Raw genomic sequence first — 19,492 nt, 5'->3', positions numbered from 1 at the left:
CACTCGTACTTTTATCGAATATTCGATTAACTTCATCGACTATTGCTTAGCAAGGTAAGTGTCCGGCACGGGCTCGTCAACATCCGGCCCGCTCAGCTCGGGCCATGCCGCTGTGAGGTGACCGAGACGGTCAGTGGAACGACGACAGGGTGGGCGCTGGCTTTCCCGGCGGGCCTTGACTGCCACGTTGCCTTGCCTTACGTTCGGCCTACCGAAAGAAGTTCGATACCAGTTATCGAATATTCGATTCTTTACCCGTAGCGGTGAACGCGCGGAGGGTGTGGAGAGCTGACCCGGCTGATCACCGAGTTCGTTGGTCCGGCCGACTGATCGGAGAGCACCGCGATGGCCCACCCGAAGAAACTCGTCATCGGCGCCAGTGGATTCCTCGGCAGCCAGGTGACCCGCCGGTTGGTCGCCGACGGCGAGTCCGTGCGAGTCCTATTGCGCCCCACCAGCTCCACCCGCGCCTCGACGACCTCGACGTCGAACGCCACTACGGTGACCTGTTCGACGACGCCGTCCTGCGTACCGCAATGACGGGCTGCGACGTCGTCTACTACTGCGTGGTCGACGCGCGCATGTGGGTGCGTGACCCAACAGTGTTGTGGCGCACCAACGTCGATGCCCTGCGCCACGTCCTCGACGCCGCGGTGGCGATCGCACCGGAGAAGTTCGTGTTCACCAGCACCACCGGCACGATGGCCGTCAGCACCGAACGCACGGTCACAGAGGACGACCCGCACAACTGGGACGGCGGCGCCTACATCGCGTCCCGGCTCGCCGCGGAGAACCTGGTGCTGGACTACGCACGCACACAACAACTTCCGGCGGTCGCGATGTGCGTCTCCACCACCGCCACCCCCGAACACGATGACTCCTTCGCCACAGGCCGCTCCGCTTCACCCGCGCCCGGCACCGGCTCGTGGTGCTCGCTGTCGGCGTCGTGCACCGATCATGCCGGCCACCAGAACCAGCAGCTCGGCCGCGACCAGGTGCTAGGACCAGCCGACGTCTCCGCCACCGTGGATCAACAGGTACGTGCTCATGCGGCAATGCCTTTCCTGTCGTTGTTCGTTTCGTGGGATCCCTCGTGCGCTGTGGTTCGGCGGCGCAGTGCCGGTGCGAGTGCCCGCTGAGCGGCGAAGAGCGCGATCCCGCTGGTCGCGCATGCCGTTGCGAGGACGGTTGGTCCGGCCGAAACGAGCAGCGCGGTTCCCGCCAACGGGCCGAGCACCGCGCCGATGCTCCAGGTGGTCGAGGCGAGGCCCATGTACCTGCCACGCAGCTCGGCGGGTGCGAGCTCGGCGAAGGTGTCGCCGAACCGGACGGCGATGCCTATCTGGCCGAGGGTCCAGATCAGGACCGATCCGGCGAAGCCGGCGGTGCCGTGGCTGCTGGCACCGAGCGCCGCGCCCACTCCGACCAGCAGCATCGAGACGGCCGCCACCGCGTTGCCGTTGCGGTCGGCGAGCAGTCGGACCGCCAATGGCTGGAGGGCCACGATGGCGATCCCGTTCAGCGCCAGCACCGCGCCGTACGTCGCGGGACCGAGACCGGAGGCCGTCATCAACAGCGGCAGCGTCGTGAACGTCTGCAGGAACAGCGTGAAGTAGCCGATGTGTGTCGCCATCATCGCGATCATCAACCGGTCACGCAGCACAACGGGCAGCAGCGCCTGCCGCGTCCGCGTCGACCTGGTCGGACGGGTTTCCGGCACCTGACGCCAGACGATCAGCGCCGCGGTCAGCGAGGCCGCCACGTTGATCGAGAACAGCAGACCGTATCCGTACTCGGCCAGGATCCCGGCCGTGACCGTGGCGACCGAGAAGCCGAGGTTGGCTGCCCAGTACAGCAATCCGAACGCACGGATCCGTTGCCGGGTGGGCAGATCAGCCACCGCGGCCGACCCGGCAGGGCGGAACAGCTCGATCGTCAGTCCGACACCTATGGCGGCCGCCCAGATCTCGGGCATCGAATCCGCTGCGCCGAGCGCGGCGAGCGCCCCAGCGGCGCCCACGAACCCCACCAGCATCGTGTTGCGCCGGCCGATCCGGTCTCCCAACCAGCCACCCAACAACTGGGATCCGATATCTCCCACCCCGACAGCCGCGACCACCGCGCCGACAGTCGCGGTCGAGAGATGCTGCGTTTGCGTCAGATACAGCACCAGAAACGACCGCACGACACCACCGGCCCGACCGACGAAGTACGTGGCCGCCAGGGCCCACACCAGTTTGGGCAACCCCAGGCGCGGCCGGCACGGTCGGCGCAGGATTGCCGTGGCCGCCGCCGGACTGATCGCGCTCACGTTCGTCATGGCAACGACGCTAGGTCGGCAGCGATATTATAAAAAGCGATGGTTACCGATCGAATTGATCGCTACGGCTTATGTTAGATACCGCAGCAGATCTCGAACTGCGTTGTCTGCTGTTGTCCTGCAGCGTGGTCTGCTGCGCATGGGCCGCCATGACGGCCCGGCTCATGTTCAGTACGCGCAAGACATCAACCTCGCCGGCAGTGCAGGGCGGGGTTGCTGCTCGCCAGAACTCGCCGGAGTAGGCCGCGCGGCCCGGGCACCGGCGGTCACCGCCGGGCGCGACGCGCGAACATCGACTCCAGCACGACCAGGCCGCCGAGTATCAGCACGAGCAGGCCGATCAGACGCAGCCCGGCGTCCGCGCCGGTGACGAACGCAGCGACGACCTCCGGGGCCCGCGCGGGTGCGGCGGCGAGCGCCTGCGCCGCGGTGTGCGGGTCGTGGCCGGCCCGGATGTCCGCCGGCAGGGCCGCGACGAAGCGCGCGGTGAGTACCGTGCCGATCACGGCCACACCCAGCGCGCTGCCGAATTCCCTTGTCGTGGCCTGCAATCCGGCGCCCGCGCCGGCCTGGGCGGGCGGCAGCGCGCCGGCGATGGCCCCGGACAGCGTCGGCAGTGCCAGCGTGACACCGATTCCCGTCACCACCAGCCACGCGGCGTAGGCGACGTAGGGTGTCGCGGCGCCGCTCGTGGACAGTCCGAGCAGTCCGCCGCCGACGCAGACGAAGGCCGCCGCGGCGGTGGCGTCGAGACCGATGCGCTGCGACAGCCGTCCGACGTGGCGGGCGCCGAGCACGATCGGGACGGTCAGCGGGACGATGCCCAAACCGGTCCGCAGCACCCCGAATCCCTTGGCGTACTGGAGGAACGACGCGTTGACGTAGAACAGCGCGAACATCCCGAAGAACACCGCCACCATGCCGAGGCAGGCACTGCGCAGGCCCGCGAGCCGGAACAGCCGCGGATCCAGCAGCGGTTGCTCGACCCGCAGTTCGACAATCGTCCATACCGCGAAAAGCACTGCCGCACTGGCGAATCCAGTGACGACCAGCGGGCTGCCCCAGCCCCGCTCCGGGCCCTCCACGATGCCGATCAGCAGCGCCAGCGACGCCGCGACGAGCAGTGTCGCGCCGAGCGGGTCGAGGCGGTGGGCGTTGCGCGGCGACACCGGCGCGATGCGGGCGGTCAGCACGGCGAGCAGCAACGCGAGGGGCACGGCGGCGGCGAACAGCCAGCGCCACGACCCGCCCGTCAGCACCACACCGCCGCCGACATTGCCTGCCACACCGCCGATTCCGGTCATCGAGGCCCACGTCGCGATCGTCGCGCCCCGGCGTTCGGCGGGGACGGCGTGTAGCAGCACGGCCAGCGTGTTGGGTAGCACGGCCGCGGCGCCGACGCCGGTGAGCGCGCGCCCGGCCAGCAGCAGGACCATGGCCGGCGCCGTCGCGGACAGCAGCGCGCCCGCCGCGAACAAGGCCAGCCCGGCGAGCAGTACGCCCTTGCGCCCGAAGCGATCTCCCGCCGCGCCGCCCGGAATCACCAGGCAGGCAAAGAAGATGACGTAGGTGTCGACGATCCAGACCAGCGCCGAAGCGGACGGCCGCAGGGAACTCGCGGCGAGCAGTGGGACGGCCAGGTTGACCGCGGCGACCATGCCGACGACGAGGACGACACAGGCACACATCACGGCGAGCAGACCGCGCCGCCCGACCGGCCCGGGTCCGCCTGACACCGCGCGGCCGCGGCTGGAGACATTGGAAAGCATGGCTACGACGCTATGGAGCTGGGTGTACTTCGTGCCACGCAACTTTGGCAACGCTCACTTGCGTACGATGCAACTGTGCCCGAGCAACTCGACCTGAACCTGCTGCGGGTGTTCGACGCGCTGTTGAGGGAGGGCGGTGTCACTGCCGCGGCCGAGCGCCTGCACCTGTCCGTTCCCGCGACCAGTCGCGCGCTGGGCCGGTTGCGGCGGGCGATGAACGATCCGATCCTGGTGCGCGCGGGCCGCGGGATGGCGCCGACGCCGTTCGCGCTGCGGACCGCGCCGCGGGTGCGGTCACTGCTCGACGAGGCATCGGCTTTGATCAGCGCCGATCGCGAGATCTCCGTCGCGGAACTGGAGCGCACGTTCACCATTCGCATCAACGATGGTGTGGCCGCGACGCTGGCTCCGGCGGCCGTTGCGGCCACGGCGGCGGTCGCACCCGGGGTCATGCTGCGGTTCGTCGCGGAGGGCAGCGAGAGCACCGAGGCGCTGCGCGACGGTTCCATCGACCTGGACATCGGCGTGGGCGACGTGGCCGCGCCCGACATCCGGACGGCCACGCTGTATCGGGAGCGGCTGGTCGGGGTGGTGCGCGCCGACAGCCCGCTGGGTCGACGCCCGACGCTGGCGCAGCTGTGCCGGCACCCGCACGTCTCGGTCTCCCGCCGCGGACGCGCCCGCGGCCCGCTCGACGACGTGCTGGCGCAAGGCGGCCTGCACCGCCGGGTCACCGCCGTGGTGCCGACCTTCGCCCTGGCCGCGTTCCTGGTCGCCGCGAGCGGTTTCGTCGGGTTGGTCCCGCAGCGCCTCGCCGAACACTACGGCAGCGCACTCGGCCTGCGCTGGTTCACCATTCCCGCCGAGCTGCCCGAGATCGAGATCCGGCTGCTCTGGCACGCCCGCCTGGACGCCGACCCAGCCCAGCGCTGGCTGCGCGACACCCTCCGCACCGCCCTGCGGTCACGGAACGACGCACAGTGAACCCACTGCGGGGAAGATGACAGGCGCGTCGAGTAGTCTGCGGCACCGAAGACCGGTAAGCGCAAAGAGGATCAGCCTGGTCGGCAAAGACCGAGCCGGTACGTGGTTGCTGCTGAGCGCGCGAATGTTGGCAAGGACACGATCAGGCGCACAATCGCTGACGGATCCTTGCCTGCCTACCGAATCCTGCTGAGCGAGTACATAACCGCTCAGTCGTGCACCACGCCGCCTCCTCCGTGGCGTCCACGGCGCTGGCGACTCCGACGGCCATGTCGCCGCGCCCGGACCGGCCGCCACAGCAGCTCGTCTTCCGACGCCTCGGTCACGATGTCGTCCGGCGCCGGATGGCCCACGCGGAAACTTCTGTCCGCGGCCCGCGATTGCAGCCGCATACCCGACAACGGCAGTGTGGTCTCGACGTCTGTTTGCCCGGCGGTCTGGTTCACCTCGTCGACCCGCATCACGAACTCCTCGTCTGTGCCCGACTCGTTCCCTCGCCGCGCGAGCGCTGCACGACTCCCGTTTGTGATGCACCCCTCGACGGTCGTTATGAAACCGTGACCCGCTCGCTTGCTGCCTCTGTTCACGACACCCCTTGTGCCCCAATGTTTCCCGCTCGACAACATCACACGGGTCAGAGCGAAGCCGCAGCGGCCAACACCACGCCCGCGCCGGGAACACGCAGGTGTCATCATGCGAAAGGCCTGGCCGAACCGATGACCGCATGGCCGGCGGTAGCGGCGACCTTGGCGTGGAGCCGAGCCGCCGTCTTCACGGTGACACCGCGAGCCATCAACGCGGCGATGGCCGCCGGTGAGGTGGCGTGCGAAGCGACTGCCTCCTTGGATGCGTTGACCACCAACAGATCCCCGCGCCGCAACCCCCCGCAGCAGCCGAGGTCCGTCGATGCCGAGATAGGCGATCGCCGCGACGCGGGGGCCCGCGGTGGCCAGGACGGCGTTGACGCGTTTCCACGGTGTCGATCCGACGAACTCGGTACCCATGAACCGATCATGGCATCACAGCGACGAGGGCTCACTCCCCTCGCTTCGTATGAAGAGGGCTGCCCGCACACGATGCCAGGCCACCCGGCGGCTGTGGTCATGCCGGCCGGGGCGCACCACGGTTGTCGCCGGTGCCGTGAGCCCGGCACGCACCACCACGCCGCCGTCCTCGGTGACGTAGTGCGTGGCCAGGCAGGTGGCCGGTACCGCTTGGAACGCGAAGATCAACCGGCCCCACGACACCGAGGCCAGCAACCGCAAAGCTTCGGTCCGCGACAGCGCGTGCACCACCCGTCGTGGTGGGCCGTACGCGGTGTCGTTCTCCATAGCGAGCGCGTACCCGCCGCGGCGGCCGGTATTCACACCGCAACGACACCCGCAGAACGAGACCGAAACGACATCCTCCACACGACCACGAACACGGAAACATGCTGTTGTTCAACAGCTCTCGAATACACCATGATGCTGCGCGGCGCGCACCCCGTTGCGGTGCCCGCGCGGCCATGCTGAAGCGCCGGTATCCATTCGACGACGCAAGCAGCCGCCGCCGCTCGACCTGAGGGCAGGCCGCCGCGGCGCCCCGGACGTCCGGCCGATTGCGTTCTCGACCGAGGCCGGGGCCCGGCCAGACCGCGACAGTTGCTCATCGATGTCTCGGCTCGAGCTTCCATGGAAGCGGGCCGCTGGCACGTTCTCCAGATATGCAGCGGCAAGGACGCGATCGGGACCGGGCGGACAGGGACCGGAAAGCGCGCCACATTCCCCGGGTTTCCCGCCCACTCCACCAGCACGGACGTCCTTCCCGGAGTTGAGACGGGACCGGTCCCGACGGGTTCTCCGCAGGATGCGTATGCGCCACCGTCGCGTGGTCGCCCGGAAAGGGGAGGGATGAATCGTTCACAGCAGGTGTCGGCCGGGTCGAGCACCCGGTTCGTCGACCCGGTGGCCGTCGCGATCGCGAATGCGTCGCTGCTCGGGGCCGGATATTTGATGCTCCGCCGACGGCGGCTGGTCATCGGCAACGGGCTGATCACAGGGCTGCTCGTCCTGCTGCTCGCCGAAGTCGCGAAGACGGTGTGGTTCGAGGTCGTCGTGGTGGTGTGGTGCGCGGCCGTAGTGATGCACGGCTGGCACCTGGCCAGCGCACGGCCGCGCGAACCCGGAGGGGCAGGGACGTCCGGGCTCCGGCGGCGCGCGACAGGCCGACACATGTTGGTCGCCGTCGCGATCACCGCTGCGGTATGGCTGGCGATCGGCCTGGTGCGCGCCGAGGATACGCGGATCGAGCAGATCGCGGCCGCCGCTCGCGGCAGCGGGGATTGCGCGGCTGCGCTCGGCGCGCTGGACAACCGGTGGATTGCCCACTACGTGGCCGACGCTCCGCTGGCGGCCCGCGGCGACCTGACCGTGCGCGCGTGCCGGATGATCGGACAGTCCGCCGGCGACTTCCGGACGGTATTGGAAACCGGCGACTCCCGCATCCTGCAGAACAGCCTCGACAGGCTGTCCACGGTGCTCACGACGCTGCCCGGACATCAGAACATGGTCGCCACAACACTGGACGAATTCCTGCGTCGGCTACCCACCGACGACGCTTGCCGCAGCAACTCGATCCTGCAGATACTCAGCCACCGACCACTCACCGGCACGGTGCTCGACCACACCATCGACACGGCGGCGAGGCTGGGACCGGCCGCGGTGGTCGCCTGCCAGCTCGCAACCGTCCGCGGCTTGCTGAAACCCCCGACCTCCGGTACTCAACCCCGATACTGTTCCGACCCGCAACCCTACAGTGCCGCAACACCTTACGGCAGCCCAGGGCCGAATCGCGCACTGCTGTTCGGTAACGACGCCGACACGAATCAATTCCCGCCCGAGTGGCGCGCGCACGACGCGGCGGACGCCGTCGTGGTGATCTGCGCGGCGGCCACGGCCTTCGGCGCCCCGGTACAAACCTGCCCGTACAAGTCCAATTTGCGCATCGCCCCGATCGGGCGGCCCAAGCCGACCGTCGACGTGACGTTCCGCAACAAGGCGATTCCCGTCCGCGTGTACGAGATCCGCACCGGCCGTCTCCTGGCCGGTACGACGGTACAGATCGCCGGCGCGAGCTGCCCCGAGGAATTGACCTATACCACCTACAGCTACCCCGCAGACCCGCCCTCGGACGTGTACGTCGAATCCTCGCCCGACGACGTACGCAACGCATTCGACGCACTGATCAACCCAGCACCCCCACCACCACACAGCTGAGGATGTCTTCGTTGCGCCGATCGTCCGCCGCGCCGGGACCGGTCCCGGCGTGGGCGCCTACCTTCGGAGAAATGGGCACTGGCCGTTCCGGCCGGCTGCGCTTCGTGCAGCTGAACATCGGGAGTACATCATGATGAAGTTCGTCCGGCGGCGGCTCGGTTCTCTCTCACGCGCGCCCGACCACCGGGGCGACGTGCACTCCGCCGCTTCGGCGACCGCTGTGGCGCGGCAATGCCAGCAGTGCGGCTCGGCGCGGCTGGTTCGGGAGCGTCACTCGTTCACCGCTATCTACCGTATCGACGCAGAGCGCAGCATCTCGCGGCGGTTCAGAAAGACTCAGATCTTCTGCAAAGAGTGCAGTTTCTTGGTGGACGACGACATACACAACGATGCGGCACTCGTGTACGCGCAATTGGCGGAGCAAGTCGGCTTCCCGGTACCGCAAGTCCATGTAGCGACGCAGGTTGCGGAGGCGACGCGTGCGGCCGCGCTGCTGCCGGCCTTGTCCGATACCGAGCGGCAGCAAGACTACGACGCGGTGGCCGAGGTGTGGGGCTGTGCCGGTATGCGCACGATCGCCGAGAACGAGCTATCCGATGCCCTCACCAGGATCATCCGAGGGTACTGCGCGGAAGGCGCCTACGACGTAGAGATCGAAACGCTGGAGCAGGGGATCCTGATGCTCTCGTTCTACACCGGCACCGGCTGGCGTCCCGTTCGGATCGCCCGTGGCCTCGACAACCGCTTCCTGACCTACGGCCAGATTCAGCTGTACCGCTTCCTCGACGCTTCCTGACCAACATCAGCTGTCCCCCGAATCGGGGTCACCTTCACACGAACGACGCGAATCCGAGCCGATACACGACCCGCCGGAGCCTGCCGGAGACCCTCGCCGCGATGTCCGGACCATGCCGGCACGGACGGGGCCGGCTCGCGTGGTTCTGGGCACGAAACTGACGGAGAGTTCGGCTCTGGACATGTCACGGTCTCGGGCAGGGCGGCCATCGACCGGCACGATGCCAGTCGGCAATGCCATACCAGCCACTCGTCGGAACTGTAGAACTTGTCCCGGGCCGCCAGTGTCGCGTCCAGATCCCTTGTGGTCATCGAATCGGATTTGATCCGTAGTTGCGTTGCTATCAGCCGTTCGGCCAGAAACAACCGTGCCTGTGCCGCCAATGTCACCCGGCGCGCTCCGGTGAACACGGCGACTGTTCCATCGGCCACCGCGAACGGCGATTCCACCGGATTCTCGTCTGTCAACGCCCTGATCCGTCCGGGGTCCGGAGTGATCAGTTCCGGGCGGTCCCACGCCCACAGCACAGCCCGAGCCGCATTGACAGTGACTTCGGACATCATCCGGCCCCTCACACCGGCCGCCAGAACCGATCGGCGCATCGCGATGTCGCCGTAGGCGTAGCGCGGAGCCGGGTCACCGAGGTCGGTACAGATCAACCGAAACAGGACCGATTCGCCGATGCTGGTCGCTCTCGCGAACCGATGCGACGCCACCCGCCTGGCGAACCGGTTCGTCGACGGTGTATCCACCAGCGTCTGATACGCGCGCAAGGCATGTCACCACGATTCCAACGCTTTTCGCTGCAACCGCTCGAACTCGTCGCTCATCGATCTGCTCCCTCCCTCAACGAAGTTCCCCTGTCGGCTTTCGCTACCGCGCGGCGTGGAATGGATCCCGGACGTTCGAGTGACACCGTCTGCACGATTGCGGCGCACACCGTATCCCTCGACCAGCGTCGCGCGGGCGCGTGGAAACACGCTGTGGGACAGCGACGCAACGCTTGCCGAGGGTTCGGTTGTGGGTCTGCGTGCGGCACATCGGCTATGCCCGCCAGTGTCCGATTCTGTCCCAGGTGTGTTGCAGTTCGCGTGCGGTGACGGGGCGCCAGTTCGCGGTTTCGCCGCGCCGGATCCGATATTCGCGCCACCATCGCGTCATTGAGGTGAACATGCGGCGCAGCGTAAAGGCGGTGGTCCGGGATCGGTCCCGAAAGCCCCTGCCCGTCGCCGACGATCCGGATACCCGGGTCTTCCTCTTGTGGTCCGGCAGGATCGGACCCGTTGCGCGCGTTCGGATTCGGCTTGTCGTCGACCGGCACTCTGTGCTTACCGCAGCGGCTCCCGGGTCGGGGGGTGGTCATGCCTTCTGCCGAGAGAAGTATGCAGGCGACGCGCCTGGGCGCGCGGCGTCCCTGCACGTGAGGATCAGAGGTCACGGTTGCGAGCTGATCACCGTCCCGGAAAGTTCGCTATCTCGTGACCGTGGGCCTGACCGCGTTCATGTTCCGCACTCGCTTCACACCGGCCCGGGCAGGTCCCGGTCCTCGGCCACTGTGTGTAGTGACAGCGGCCGGGAGGGGTCACGCGCGCACCGAAACGACACACCGGGTGCCCGCCGCGCCTACCAGCCGACGCCGGGACCGGTCCCCACCATGTGCTGGTTCACTACCGGAGCACTTCCTCGCGCCCACCTCGTTTCGCGCAACGGAACCCGCTGGCCAGAAAGGGATCTCACTCATCATGGGCACAGCCACACACCATTGGGTCACCGCGTTCGCCGCCGTCGCCGGCGCCGGGATCGTCCTAGCGGCTCCGGCGTCGGCCGGGCCGCCGGGCCACTGCCTGCAGCTCGACGATCCGGCACCGTGCGGCGTCGTCGTCAACGAAAGCGCCGTCAAGATCGGCGTTTTCAACAACTGGGACCGGCCACTGCCCGACGGCGAGAATCCCCCGCTCACCATGCCCGGCACCGACGACTGGAACACCTACGCCCAGAAACATCCCGATGCCGCCACCCTGATCTGGGACCACTGGTCGACCACCAAGGACCCGGACGGCATGCAGGCGACCCTGCTCGACGCCGGCGCCACCTCGTCCTCGCTCGGGGCCGGTTTCAAAGACACCGACGGCTTCTACATCGGCCCGGATATGCGCGCGTTCGTCACCGTCGAATCCACCCTCCAGCCCCGCGCGCTGTGCGTCTACGGCCCGGTGTACTACCAGGTCCACGACGGCGAGACAGCGCACGTCCGAGCCGGAAAAGACAACTGCTGACACAGCCGCGCACGGCCCACACCCCACCTCCCCTCGGTCCACACCACCATCAGGAGAACAACCATGAACCCACGCTCCGCCGTGATCGCCACCATCGGCTCGCTCGCGACACTCGCCGCGCTCACCCTCGGCGCCGCCGGCTCCGCCGCGGCGCAGACACCCGACGGCACCCGCACGATCACAGCACCCGCCGCGATCGCCCCGCTGCTGCACCCGGCGGACAAACCCACCATCCCCTGCACCAAAGCCAACGAGGGCCAACAGATCCCCCAGCCCGCGTCCGTCGGCGTCGAACGAGGATTCTGGACCTGCGAGCACCGCGGATACCCGCCGGAGAACGCCGTCTACGACTGGTACATCAGCTGACCGCCGTATCGCCCGGGGGCCGGTCTCCCGGCCCCCGGGCACGGGCCGCGGGCGCACTCACCCCATCACCGTGACCGCATGACCACACACCGAACCCTGCCGGATCATGCCGATGCGGAACCCGCACCCCGCTCTGATCGGAACGAGATACTTCCCGCAAGCCACCGCGCGCCTGCTCGCCCAGCTCGAACCCGACGCCGGATGGAAACGCCGCCGGGTCGAGGAACTCGTCACCGCCGTCCGCCAGCGCCTGTCCCGCCTCGGCGTACCCGGCCTCACCGCCGACGAGGTACCCCAGCCGATCGGAAACATGCTCAACCACAACCTGATCCAACAGCTGATGCAGTCGGGCACCCTCGTCCCCCGCGACCTCGCCCTCATCGACTTCGACAGCGAGAACTGACAGCCTGTATAGGTGTCGGACGAAACCTATTGCCGCCGTGCGAGTTTCGATCATTCACCAGGCCCGGATGACCTTCCGCCAGCCTGCGCGCGGCGGGAAATGCCGATATCTCACCCAAATGTCGGACTGTCCCCGCGATTCTCAGAGCGAGCAGCCGGCATGCCTCACCCGAATCCGAGTCCCGAACGCGTTGCCGTGGAGTCCACCGACGATGAATTGCGTCATGCCGTAAACGATTCGGAGTCACCTTCGCTTGCCACGCAACTGTGGAAACCACCGCACGATACCGACCCCTTCGCTCGAGGGCAGCCCGCTCGACCGTCCCTGGCACGCGGTCACCAGTCGCACCTCGACGCCCACCGCCCGGCTGCTCGTCGACCACATGACCGATCCCGCGCGGGTGACCGCCGACGCGTTCCAGCGCGTACCGGTCACCCGCTGAAAAAGGTTGCGGTCCGGACGATTCCGTCCCGTTGCGCTGAAATCCGCCCGCCCCGCGTCCATAATCGACCGTTGAGTCCGGGATTCCGGCTCCAGGGAGGGAGACGATCACCCATGTTCGTGGGCCATGCCGGCTTGCTCCAGGTCATCCGGCGTCTGGTGCGGGAACCGCTGGACAGCGGCGACGACCCGGACCCCACCCCGCATCCGCCCGTCCTGGTCCTGCAGGGGGCCGGTGGATCGGGCCGCACGGCCGTCCTGGAGGAGGCACTGCACCGGCTGGCGAAGGAGACCAGGGTCGAACTGATCCGCCCGCTGCGGGTCACCGACGTCCACCGCGAGCGCCCCGGACCGCGGCACGAGCCGAGCCCGCTGCGCCCGGTGCACGTCGCGATCACCTTGGGCCTCGGCCGCCACCTCGACGGCTATCCCCTCGCGCTGCGCCGCACCGCGATCGCCCTGCTCGCCTGCAAAACCGACCTCGCGCCGATCCCGGCGGACGAACGCCCGCAGGCACTGCGCGCCGAACTGGCACGGCTCTGGAACACCCGGCAGCTCAACGAATTCCTCGACGAACTGCAAAGGTCGGTGACGCCACTGGTCGCGACCGCCGCGCCGCTGCCCGGCGCGGCGATGTGGGCCGCGCTGACCGGGATCGGGGTGGTGGCGCGGGGCGTGCAGCGCAAGCGGTGGTCGCACGCGCTGGACTGGTTCGGGCACCAGGACCTGGGGCTGGCGGCCGATCCGGTACAGGAACTGGTGCACCTGAGCATGGACGCGCGCACCCGCCACGGCGAGACCGAGCAGTCCATCGACGAATCGCTCACCCTCGCCCTGCTCGCCGATCTGCGCGAGACCGTCACCCAGGCGCGCCGGCGCCGCCCGAACCTGCTGATCCTGCTCGACGACGGCGACTCCCCCGCCGCGGTCGCCTTCACCCGCTCGCTGCTGCGGGCCCGGGAATCGCTGGCGCGAGCCGGATCCCCGACCACCGATCCGGTGGCGCTGGTGACCACCACCGGCGGGACGCTGCCGGCGGCGCTGGGCGCCCTGCCCGCCCCCACCGCACACACCGAGGCCGAACTGGCCACCCGCGCCGGCGGGATCGACGCGCGGATCCAGCCCTGGATCACCGTGGATCTCGACCCCATGCGCGTCGAGGACGTGCAATTGCTGGTCAACGACATCGACCGGCACAGCAGGCTCGGCGTCGCCGCCGCGGTGCACGGCGTCTCGCACGGCCACGCCGCCGCCACCGTCGCCCTGCTCGACGAGATCCGCCGCACCCCCGGCCTGCTCACCACCGAAACCTTCACGCGCGACGTCGATTTCGACGCCCTGCTCGGCACCCGCACACCCGGCGACCGGACCACCCTGGCGGAGACCGTGCTGCGCGTGATCGCTCGCGGACTCGCCGATCCCGACCGCCGCGGCCACGGCGGCAGCGGCCCGGACGAGACGCATCTGGCCGTCGCGTCGGTCGCCCGCAATCCCGACGAGGCGCGGGCGCTGACCGACCTGCTGGCCGCGCCCGACCGCGACGCCCCGCTGTTCACCTCCCCGTACCTGTGGACGCCGCGGCGGCGGTGGACCGATATCGGGCCCGACGGCGAGTGCATGCACCCGCTGGTCGGCTACCTCGGCCGCCGCGTGCTGGCCGCCGACGCCAAGACGTGGAACGCGGCCTGCGGCCGGCTGCTGGCGAGGGCGGTCTCCTACGACGACCGCGCCGGCCGACTGCATTTCGAACGGCTGCTCGGCAACGACGACGCGGTGATCCGGGCGCTCGACGCGCAGTTGCACGCACACGGCGCCCGTGCCTGGCTCGACCTGTTCGACGAGGTGACCTACGCCTGGGCCCCGCACCGGCCCGTCCCCGACACCCCCGGCCACGACGCGGACACCACCCGCGGGCAGATCGCGGTCCTGACCGCCGTCGTGCCGCGTCTGGAACACGACCCCACCCTCGTCGACCCCGACCGCTGGCGAGATCTGCGGCGCCGCGCCGGATCCGGGTTCAAATTCCTCGCCCGCCACGTCGAGGACCGCGGCCCGTTCGACGAACGAGCCGAACGCTACGGCTGGTGACGCGGCCGGTCGGCACAACTGCTCTGGAAAGGATGCTGCGCGTGGGTGAGCGGCACAGACTACTGATCTTCCCCCGTCCCGACCGACCGCTCCCGCATCCGAAGGACTGGCTGCCACTGCTCGCGACCGTCCTCGCCGCCGTGCTCGTCGCGGCCGCCCTGGTCGTCGTGCGCCCGTGGCAGGCCGACCCGGACTGCCACGGCGAGGGCACCTGGCTGGCCGGCACCCGCTGCGTCGGGCTCAGTGAGGGCGCCTACGCCTTCGGCATCGACGATTTCGCCCCGATCATGGCCGCGATCGACCGCCAGAACGGCGAGGCCACCCGCAACTGCCCCGGCCCCGCGGTCACCGTCGGCGTCCTGCTGACCATGACCGACCCGTTCGCCGGCGGCCGCCCGCTGCACGAACTCGAGGGCATGGCCGCCGGCCAGCGCGCCGCCAACGACGTCGGCTGCGTACACCCCGTGCGGCTGATCGTCGGGCAACTCGGCGACTACGACGGCAACGGCGACCCGGCCGGGGTGGCGCGCCGGCTCGCCGCGCGCGGCGACGTCGTCGCCGTCGCCGGGGTCGGGCTCAGCAACCAGGCCACCGTGGACGTGGTGAATACGCTGGCGGACAAGAAGATTCCGATGGTGTCGGACGTGGTGACGGCCGAGGGCTTCGACCGGCAGGGCTCGCGCGCCGACCGCCCCGACTTCGCGTCCTGCGACCGGGGAGCGACCTATTCGCAGGGCATGGGCACCGACTACTACTACCGGCTCGCGCACCGCGTCTTCCCGCAGATCCAGGCGCTGCACGGCAGCGTCGGCCCGCGGCCCGACTACGTCATGGTCCCCACCGACCGCACCGATCCCTACACCTGTACCGCGCTGCCGCTGCTGCACCGGGAATTCGGCGACGTCACCGGCAACGACATCGTGGACGTGAAATTCGATACGACCGACCCGGTGACCGTCGACCAGACCGCGCGGCGGGTCTGCGCGGACCCCAAGGAGGTCACCGTCGCCTACCTCGCCCGCGGCCGCGACCTCGCGCGATTCGTGGTCCGCCTCGACGAGCTGTACGCCAACGGGCAGTGCGCCGCCAAACCGGTCGACATCGTCAGCGTCTCCGACGGCGACCGGCTGCGCCACCCCGAACTCGACCCCGGACGCGAGGACCTGCGCCGCCGCGCGCTGACCTCGCCCAGCTTCACCTCCGGCCGGATCCGGCTGGTGTACAGCCTGCTGGCCGGCGCCGAACGCGGACCCGAGGACCCCAATACGATCCGGTACCGGCAGGCGTTCACCGGCGCCGGATTCGATCCGGAGCACCTGCCCGACAACTGGGCGGTCAACGGCTACGACGCGGTGCTGACCATCGCCACCGCCGTGAACCGGCTGCCCGCCGGGCAACCGGTCGAGCGCACCTCGGTCAACAGCGTGATCGGCGGCTTCTCCGCCCCGGCCCAGGCGGTGCCCGGCGCCGGCGGCCCGATCATGTTCGACAACGGCGGCAACCGGTCCGGGCAGCCCCCGGCGGTGGTGCGGCTGTGCCCGATCGACGCTCGCCCGGACCAGCCCCTGCCGGTCCCCGCGACCGTGCCGTCGCGGCCGGGCCAGACCTATCCCGACTGCCCGCGCTGACCGCCGAGGATCACCGCAGCTGCGGAATCACCTCGGCGGCAAGGCGCGTTCAGTCCACCCTGCACAACATGCTGCGCGACCCCTACTACGTCGGCTACGTGGTACGGCGTCCGGTACGAATACTTCGTCTGATGCACGCCGACCTGAGCCGACAGCTCAAAGAATTGGACAAGAAAGAGAACCGTCTCGTCGACCTGAGGTACGACGCCACCTCAACGAGGCGTTCTACCAGCGCTTCTACATCGGCGATCTAGAGGACGACGCGATCGTCGGGGTCACGGACGAGAAGAACTCGATTTTTACCGCTCTTCACGATCTTCAATGCGAGCGAGCGGTCGCTGTTTCCAATAAAACGATCATGGTGGTCCCAGCTGGTTTCGAACCAGCGACCTCTCGCGTGTGAGGCGAGCGCTCTCCCGCTGAGCTATGGGACCGGGAGAAGGTGTCCGGGGCGGCTCGCGGTGCCGGTCCGGACGGGATGGAACTTTAACACGGTTCACCCGCGTCACACCAAATCGCGGGCCTACCTGGGTGTTTACGGACGTTCACGGGGTGGTGGGCAATTGTGCGCGTGACGGTCGACTGGGTCGTGGAGGGTGGGATCTGGCGGGATCGTCGTGATCGCTGGGACCGGAAAGGTCCTCGCGCACAGTTATCTTGCGGCCGCTCATTGGTCACCATGGGTCCGCGCGCGGCCGCCGGTGCCGCGGGAGCCGCAGTCGACGACGGCGCGGGGATACTCGCCGCGACCAGCTGAACCACATCGTTGTCATTCAGATTTACCCTCATCTACCAGCGGATTTGTTGACAGCGCGGGACGTGGGCTAGTGTTCTCTCTCGCAGCCGGAAGGCACCGAGAGGGCCTCCGGAAGCGAAATGCGGATGTAGCGCAGCTGGTAGCGCATCACCTTGCCAAGGTGAGGGTCGCGGGTTCGAATCCCGTCATCCGCTCGAAGGCCAACCCGGCCTTGGTTGGCGGTGTGGCCGAGTGGTGAGGCAACGGCCTGCAAAGCCGTGCACACGGGTTCGATTCCCGTCGCCGCCTCTAAGAGGCACCACGCGCGATTAGCTCAGCGGGAGAGCGCTTCCCTGACACGGAAGAGGTCACTGGTTCAATCCCAGTATCGCGCACCAACATTCATGCAGTTCAGGCCCGGCGGAAGCCGGGCCTTTCCTGTATGTGCCAGAAACTTCTGCCGCAGAACCCGGCGTCAACTACCCGCCCCGGCGAACACCTCATCGAGATCCCGGCGCGGGGTCGGCGGCGGTGTCGTGGCGCTGGTCGTCGCTCCGACGCGGACCATGGCCTGCGGGAACGCTCCCTCGCACAGCGAGAAGCGGATTTCTTCGCGGAGGTCCGCGATGCCCAGCGGCTCGGTTTGGATGCATGTCGCCAGGCCCAGCGTGGTCGATGCCAGTAGTAGGGCGCTCAGGGTCTCACCGGCACGGATTCGCGCGACCCGGTCGTCCTCGGCGGTGCAGATCAGCAGCCACTCGGCGTCGTCGGTGACGAGAGGATCGGGTAGTTCGGGGTCGGCGAATTTGCGGCTGGGCATCCGGTCCTCCGGGCGTACCGGGGCCGCGTTGCGGGCCGGCACTCCGTCCACGCCGCCGCGGCGGCCGCTCCACTGCGCAAGCTCGATTTGATACGGCAGGTCACGGGCGTGGCGGGAGCCGGCGATGCGCATGAGCGTGCCGAGGCGGGCCTTCCCCGCCTCGGGCACGACGTGGATCTGCGCACCGAAGCGGCACGCGTAGTCGGCGGCGACGCGCAGGTGTTTGCGCGGCACGTCGCCGTTGTCGAAACGGCGACGGTCGCTGCGCCGCCGCGGAATCGCCTCGCTCAGGCTGATGTCCGCCGCCGCGGGCGTGCGCGGCGCCAGCCGCATCGTGGCCAGCCAGTCCGGGCGATCGGGGTCGGGCAGGTAGCGCACCTCGGTGGCCCAGCCGCGCGCGAAGAGTGCGAGCCGGGCGTGGTGGAGCGCCGCGCCACAACTCAGTTCGAGGGCGCGTCGATCGGGATCGGTGGCGGTCAGGTGCCGCGACAGGTCGGCGAAGAGACGCAGTTCGCCGTCCTCGAAGCGCCATTGCCAGGGTTGCGAATTGTGGATCGACGGGGCTCGCTGAGCGAGCCGCAGCGCGGCCTCGATGGTTTCCGCGGCCGGTTGCTGAAGCGTCGTGGACATGGGGTCGTCCTTTCGGCTCGGCGAGCGTGTATTCGTCCTACCTTTCAGTCTTCCTACCCTCCCGGATGCCCGCATCGAGCTGATCATCACAGCTGGTCAGTGGGCACGAGACAAGAACCGGGCGGGGCCCCGCTCAGGCCGCCGACTCGACCCCCAGCACTTCACTCAAAACCCGCGCACCCGAATCGGTGACTCGCAAAGAACGGCGGGTGCGGCCGCGCTCGACCCAGCCCGCGGATTCCATGCGGGTGAGGACCGCCGCGCCGAGCCCACCGCTGAGATGGTGGCGTTGTTCGCTCCAGTCGACGCAGAAGCGCAACAGCGGGCGGCGGCCGCGCTCGGCCGCGGACAGGTCGACGCCCAATTCGGCGAACAGCGGTTCGGCATTCGGGCCCAGTTGGTAGGGATGGTCGCGAAGCGGTGCGGAGATCGGATCATCCTGTGCGCGTACGGTTCCCGCGACGCCGTCGGTGCGGATGAGGGCGCGCTGCTCCAGCAGCGCCTCGGTGACCGCGACGCCGAGGCGGCCCGCGAGGTGGTCGTAGCAGCTGCGGGCGCGGCGCAGGGCGGCGGCGCGGGTGGACTCCCGCAGCGAACGGACGGGCCGGGACGGGGCCAGCACCGCCAGTGCCTCGATCGCCACCGCGACCTCACTGTTTGCCAGGCGGTAGTAACGGTGGCGACCGGACCGCTCCACGGTCAGCAGGCCGCCGTCGACCAGGCGCGACAGGTGCTCGCTGGCGGTCGAGGCCGCGACGCCCGATTCCGAGGCCAGCACGGAAGCGGGCAGCGCCCGGCCGTCGGTGAGCGTCGTGACGATCCGGGCCCTGGTCGCGTCGGCCAGCAGAGCACCGACCGCGGCGATGTCGGTGTAGCCGTAGAGGGGACGGTCGTCTGTCATGACCCCAGTCTGCCGCCACGACATTTCGGCCCCCACCGAATCATGGACGCGGGCACCCACACTTCGGCCCATCCCGA

The 19,492-nt window shown here is 69.0% G+C and carries 16 protein-coding genes, 4 tRNA genes and 1 pseudogene; 13 read left to right on the top strand and 8 right to left on the bottom strand.

The genetic code is table 11. The features are described from left to right. Window positions 1–345 precede the first annotated feature (345 nt). A pseudogene (locus IU476_RS37245) lies at window positions 346–1,139 on the top strand (NAD-dependent epimerase/dehydratase family protein). Here the strand turns inward: IU476_RS37245 and IU476_RS27175 are convergent. Both IU476_RS27175 and IU476_RS27170 read right to left on the bottom strand, forming a co-directional pair. Then, entirely contained in the window at window positions 1,046–2,320 is a 1,275-nt protein-coding gene (locus tag IU476_RS27175) for an MFS transporter (RefSeq protein WP_195104727.1), read from the bottom strand. The pseudogene IU476_RS37245 and the gene IU476_RS27175 sit on opposite strands and share 94 nt — an antisense overlap. A gap of 266 nt (window positions 2,321–2,586) precedes the next feature. Beyond that, window positions 2,587–4,089, bottom strand: a complete 1,503-nt coding sequence (locus IU476_RS27170) for an MFS transporter (protein WP_228824378.1) — start codon at window positions 4,087–4,089, stop codon at window positions 2,587–2,589. Between the two features lie 75 nt (window positions 4,090–4,164). Between IU476_RS27170 and IU476_RS27165 the strand changes: the two genes are divergently transcribed. Beyond that, window positions 4,165–5,073, top strand: a complete 909-nt coding sequence (locus IU476_RS27165) for a LysR family transcriptional regulator (protein WP_195104725.1) — start codon at window positions 4,165–4,167, stop codon at window positions 5,071–5,073. A gap of 209 nt (window positions 5,074–5,282) precedes the next feature. Here the strand turns inward: IU476_RS27165 and IU476_RS27160 are convergent, their stop codons facing one another. Next, window positions 5,283–5,534: a hypothetical protein gene (locus IU476_RS27160; RefSeq protein ID WP_195104723.1), complete on the bottom strand. Its 252-nt coding sequence runs from the start codon at window positions 5,532–5,534 to the stop codon at window positions 5,283–5,285. Between the two features lie 558 nt (window positions 5,535–6,092). Then, on the bottom strand, window positions 6,093–6,404 hold the full coding sequence (locus IU476_RS27155; protein ID WP_195104721.1) for a hypothetical protein: 312 nt from the start codon (window positions 6,402–6,404) through the stop codon (window positions 6,093–6,095). 561 nt (window positions 6,405–6,965) lie between these two features. On the opposite strand from IU476_RS27155, the gene IU476_RS27150 reads away from it, so the two are divergent. Together IU476_RS27150 and IU476_RS27145 are read left to right on the top strand one after the other, a co-directional pair. Then, a complete protein-coding gene (locus tag IU476_RS27150; protein ID WP_195104719.1) occupies window positions 6,966–8,330 on the top strand; it encodes a hypothetical protein in 1,365 nt (454 codons plus the stop codon). Window positions 8,331–8,460: 130 nt separating this feature from the next. Next, window positions 8,461–9,126: a hypothetical protein gene (locus IU476_RS27145; RefSeq protein WP_195104717.1), complete on the top strand. Its 666-nt coding sequence runs from the start codon at window positions 8,461–8,463 to the stop codon at window positions 9,124–9,126. On the opposite strand, the gene IU476_RS27140 is transcribed toward IU476_RS27145, so the two are convergent. Next, window positions 9,096–9,899 carry a hypothetical protein gene (locus IU476_RS27140; RefSeq protein WP_195104715.1) on the bottom strand — a complete coding sequence of 268 codons (804 nt, stop codon included), beginning with the start codon at window positions 9,897–9,899 and terminating at the stop codon, window positions 9,096–9,098. The two genes, IU476_RS27145 and IU476_RS27140, sit on opposite strands and share 31 nt — an antisense overlap. A 969-nt stretch (window positions 9,900–10,868) precedes the next feature. On the opposite strand from IU476_RS27140, the gene IU476_RS27135 reads away from it, so the two are divergent. From IU476_RS27135 to IU476_RS27110, 6 genes are all read left to right on the top strand, one after another. Then, the gene (locus tag IU476_RS27135) at window positions 10,869–11,402 is read left to right on the top strand and encodes a hypothetical protein (protein WP_195104713.1); all 534 of its coding nucleotides are present in this window, start codon (window positions 10,869–10,871) and stop codon (window positions 11,400–11,402) included. Between the two features lie 63 nt (window positions 11,403–11,465). Continuing rightward, window positions 11,466–11,768 carry a hypothetical protein gene (locus IU476_RS27130; protein ID WP_195104711.1) on the top strand — a complete coding sequence of 101 codons (303 nt, stop codon included), beginning with the start codon at window positions 11,466–11,468 and terminating at the stop codon, window positions 11,766–11,768. Between the two features lie 106 nt (window positions 11,769–11,874). After that, a complete protein-coding gene (locus IU476_RS27125) occupies window positions 11,875–12,171 on the top strand; it encodes a hypothetical protein (protein ID WP_195104709.1) in 297 nt (98 codons plus the stop codon). A gap of 253 nt (window positions 12,172–12,424) precedes the next feature. Next, entirely contained in the window at window positions 12,425–12,613 is a 189-nt protein-coding gene (locus tag IU476_RS27120) for a hypothetical protein (RefSeq protein WP_195104707.1), read from the top strand. Window positions 12,614–12,726: 113 nt separating this feature from the next. Beyond that, entirely contained in the window at window positions 12,727–14,700 is a 1,974-nt protein-coding gene (locus tag IU476_RS27115; RefSeq protein ID WP_195104705.1) for an amino acid adenylation domain-containing protein, read from the top strand. Window positions 14,701–14,741: 41 nt separating this feature from the next. Next, entirely contained in the window at window positions 14,742–16,328 is a 1,587-nt protein-coding gene (locus IU476_RS27110) for an ABC transporter substrate-binding protein (protein WP_195104703.1), read from the top strand. 359 nt (window positions 16,329–16,687) lie between these two features. Here IU476_RS27110 and IU476_RS27105 read toward each other — a convergent pair. Further along, a tRNA-Val gene (locus tag IU476_RS27105) sits at window positions 16,688–16,762 on the bottom strand. 444 nt (window positions 16,763–17,206) lie between these two features. Between IU476_RS27105 and IU476_RS27100 the strand changes: the two genes are divergently transcribed. The 3 genes from IU476_RS27100 to IU476_RS27090 all read left to right on the top strand — a co-directional run bounded on the left by IU476_RS27100 (window position 17,207) and on the right by IU476_RS27090 (window position 17,462). Beyond that, a tRNA-Gly gene (locus IU476_RS27100) sits at window positions 17,207–17,279 on the top strand. A gap of 23 nt (window positions 17,280–17,302) precedes the next feature. Then, window positions 17,303–17,373 (top strand) — tRNA-Cys (locus IU476_RS27095). Between the two features lie 14 nt (window positions 17,374–17,387). Beyond that, window positions 17,388–17,462: transfer RNA gene (locus IU476_RS27090), tRNA-Val, on the top strand. Window positions 17,463–17,539: 77 nt separating this feature from the next. Here the strand turns inward: IU476_RS27090 and IU476_RS27085 are convergent. Together IU476_RS27085 and IU476_RS27080 are read right to left on the bottom strand one after the other, a co-directional pair. Further along, window positions 17,540–18,514, bottom strand: coding sequence for an Acg family FMN-binding oxidoreductase (locus IU476_RS27085; RefSeq protein WP_195104701.1), 975 nt, complete (start codon window positions 18,512–18,514; stop codon window positions 17,540–17,542). 133 nt (window positions 18,515–18,647) lie between these two features. Beyond that, window positions 18,648–19,415 (bottom strand): ArsR/SmtB family transcription factor, encoded by a 768-nt coding sequence (locus IU476_RS27080; RefSeq protein WP_195104699.1) that lies wholly within the window; start codon window positions 19,413–19,415, stop codon window positions 18,648–18,650. Window positions 19,416–19,492 lie beyond the last annotated feature (77 nt).

It is taken from the genome of Nocardia blacklockiae (assembly GCF_015477355.1).
Classification (GTDB): Bacteria; Actinomycetota; Actinomycetes; order Mycobacteriales; family Mycobacteriaceae; genus Nocardia; species Nocardia blacklockiae.
This window is presented reverse-complemented; position numbering and strand designations above follow the sequence as displayed.

Bases quoted from the DNA above. Each gene is read 5' to 3' on its own strand.
- IU476_RS27175 (WP_195104727.1), bottom strand. From the start codon at position 2,320: ATGACGAACGTGAGCGCGATCAGTCCGGCGGCGGCCACGGCAATCCTG.
- IU476_RS27170 (WP_228824378.1), bottom strand. From the start codon at position 4,089: ATGCTTTCCAATGTCTCCAGCCGCGGCCGCGCGGTGTCAGGCGGACCC.
- IU476_RS27160 (WP_195104723.1), bottom strand. From the start codon at position 5,534: ATGCGGGTCGACGAGGTGAACCAGACCGCCGGGCAAACAGACGTCGAG.
- IU476_RS27155 (WP_195104721.1), bottom strand. From the start codon at position 6,404: ATGGAGAACGACACCGCGTACGGCCCACCACGACGGGTGGTGCACGCG.
- IU476_RS27150 (WP_195104719.1), top strand. From the start codon at position 6,966: ATGAATCGTTCACAGCAGGTGTCGGCCGGGTCGAGCACCCGGTTCGTC.
- IU476_RS27145 (WP_195104717.1), top strand. From the start codon at position 8,461: ATGATGAAGTTCGTCCGGCGGCGGCTCGGTTCTCTCTCACGCGCGCCC.
- IU476_RS27135 (WP_195104713.1), top strand. From the start codon at position 10,869: ATGGGCACAGCCACACACCATTGGGTCACCGCGTTCGCCGCCGTCGCC.
- IU476_RS27130 (WP_195104711.1), top strand. From the start codon at position 11,466: ATGAACCCACGCTCCGCCGTGATCGCCACCATCGGCTCGCTCGCGACA.
- IU476_RS27125 (WP_195104709.1), top strand. From the start codon at position 11,875: ATGCCGATGCGGAACCCGCACCCCGCTCTGATCGGAACGAGATACTTC.
- IU476_RS27115 (WP_195104705.1), top strand. From the start codon at position 12,727: ATGTTCGTGGGCCATGCCGGCTTGCTCCAGGTCATCCGGCGTCTGGTG.
- IU476_RS27085 (WP_195104701.1), bottom strand. From the start codon at position 18,514: ATGTCCACGACGCTTCAGCAACCGGCCGCGGAAACCATCGAGGCCGCG.
- IU476_RS27080 (WP_195104699.1), bottom strand. From the start codon at position 19,415: ATGACAGACGACCGTCCCCTCTACGGCTACACCGACATCGCCGCGGTC.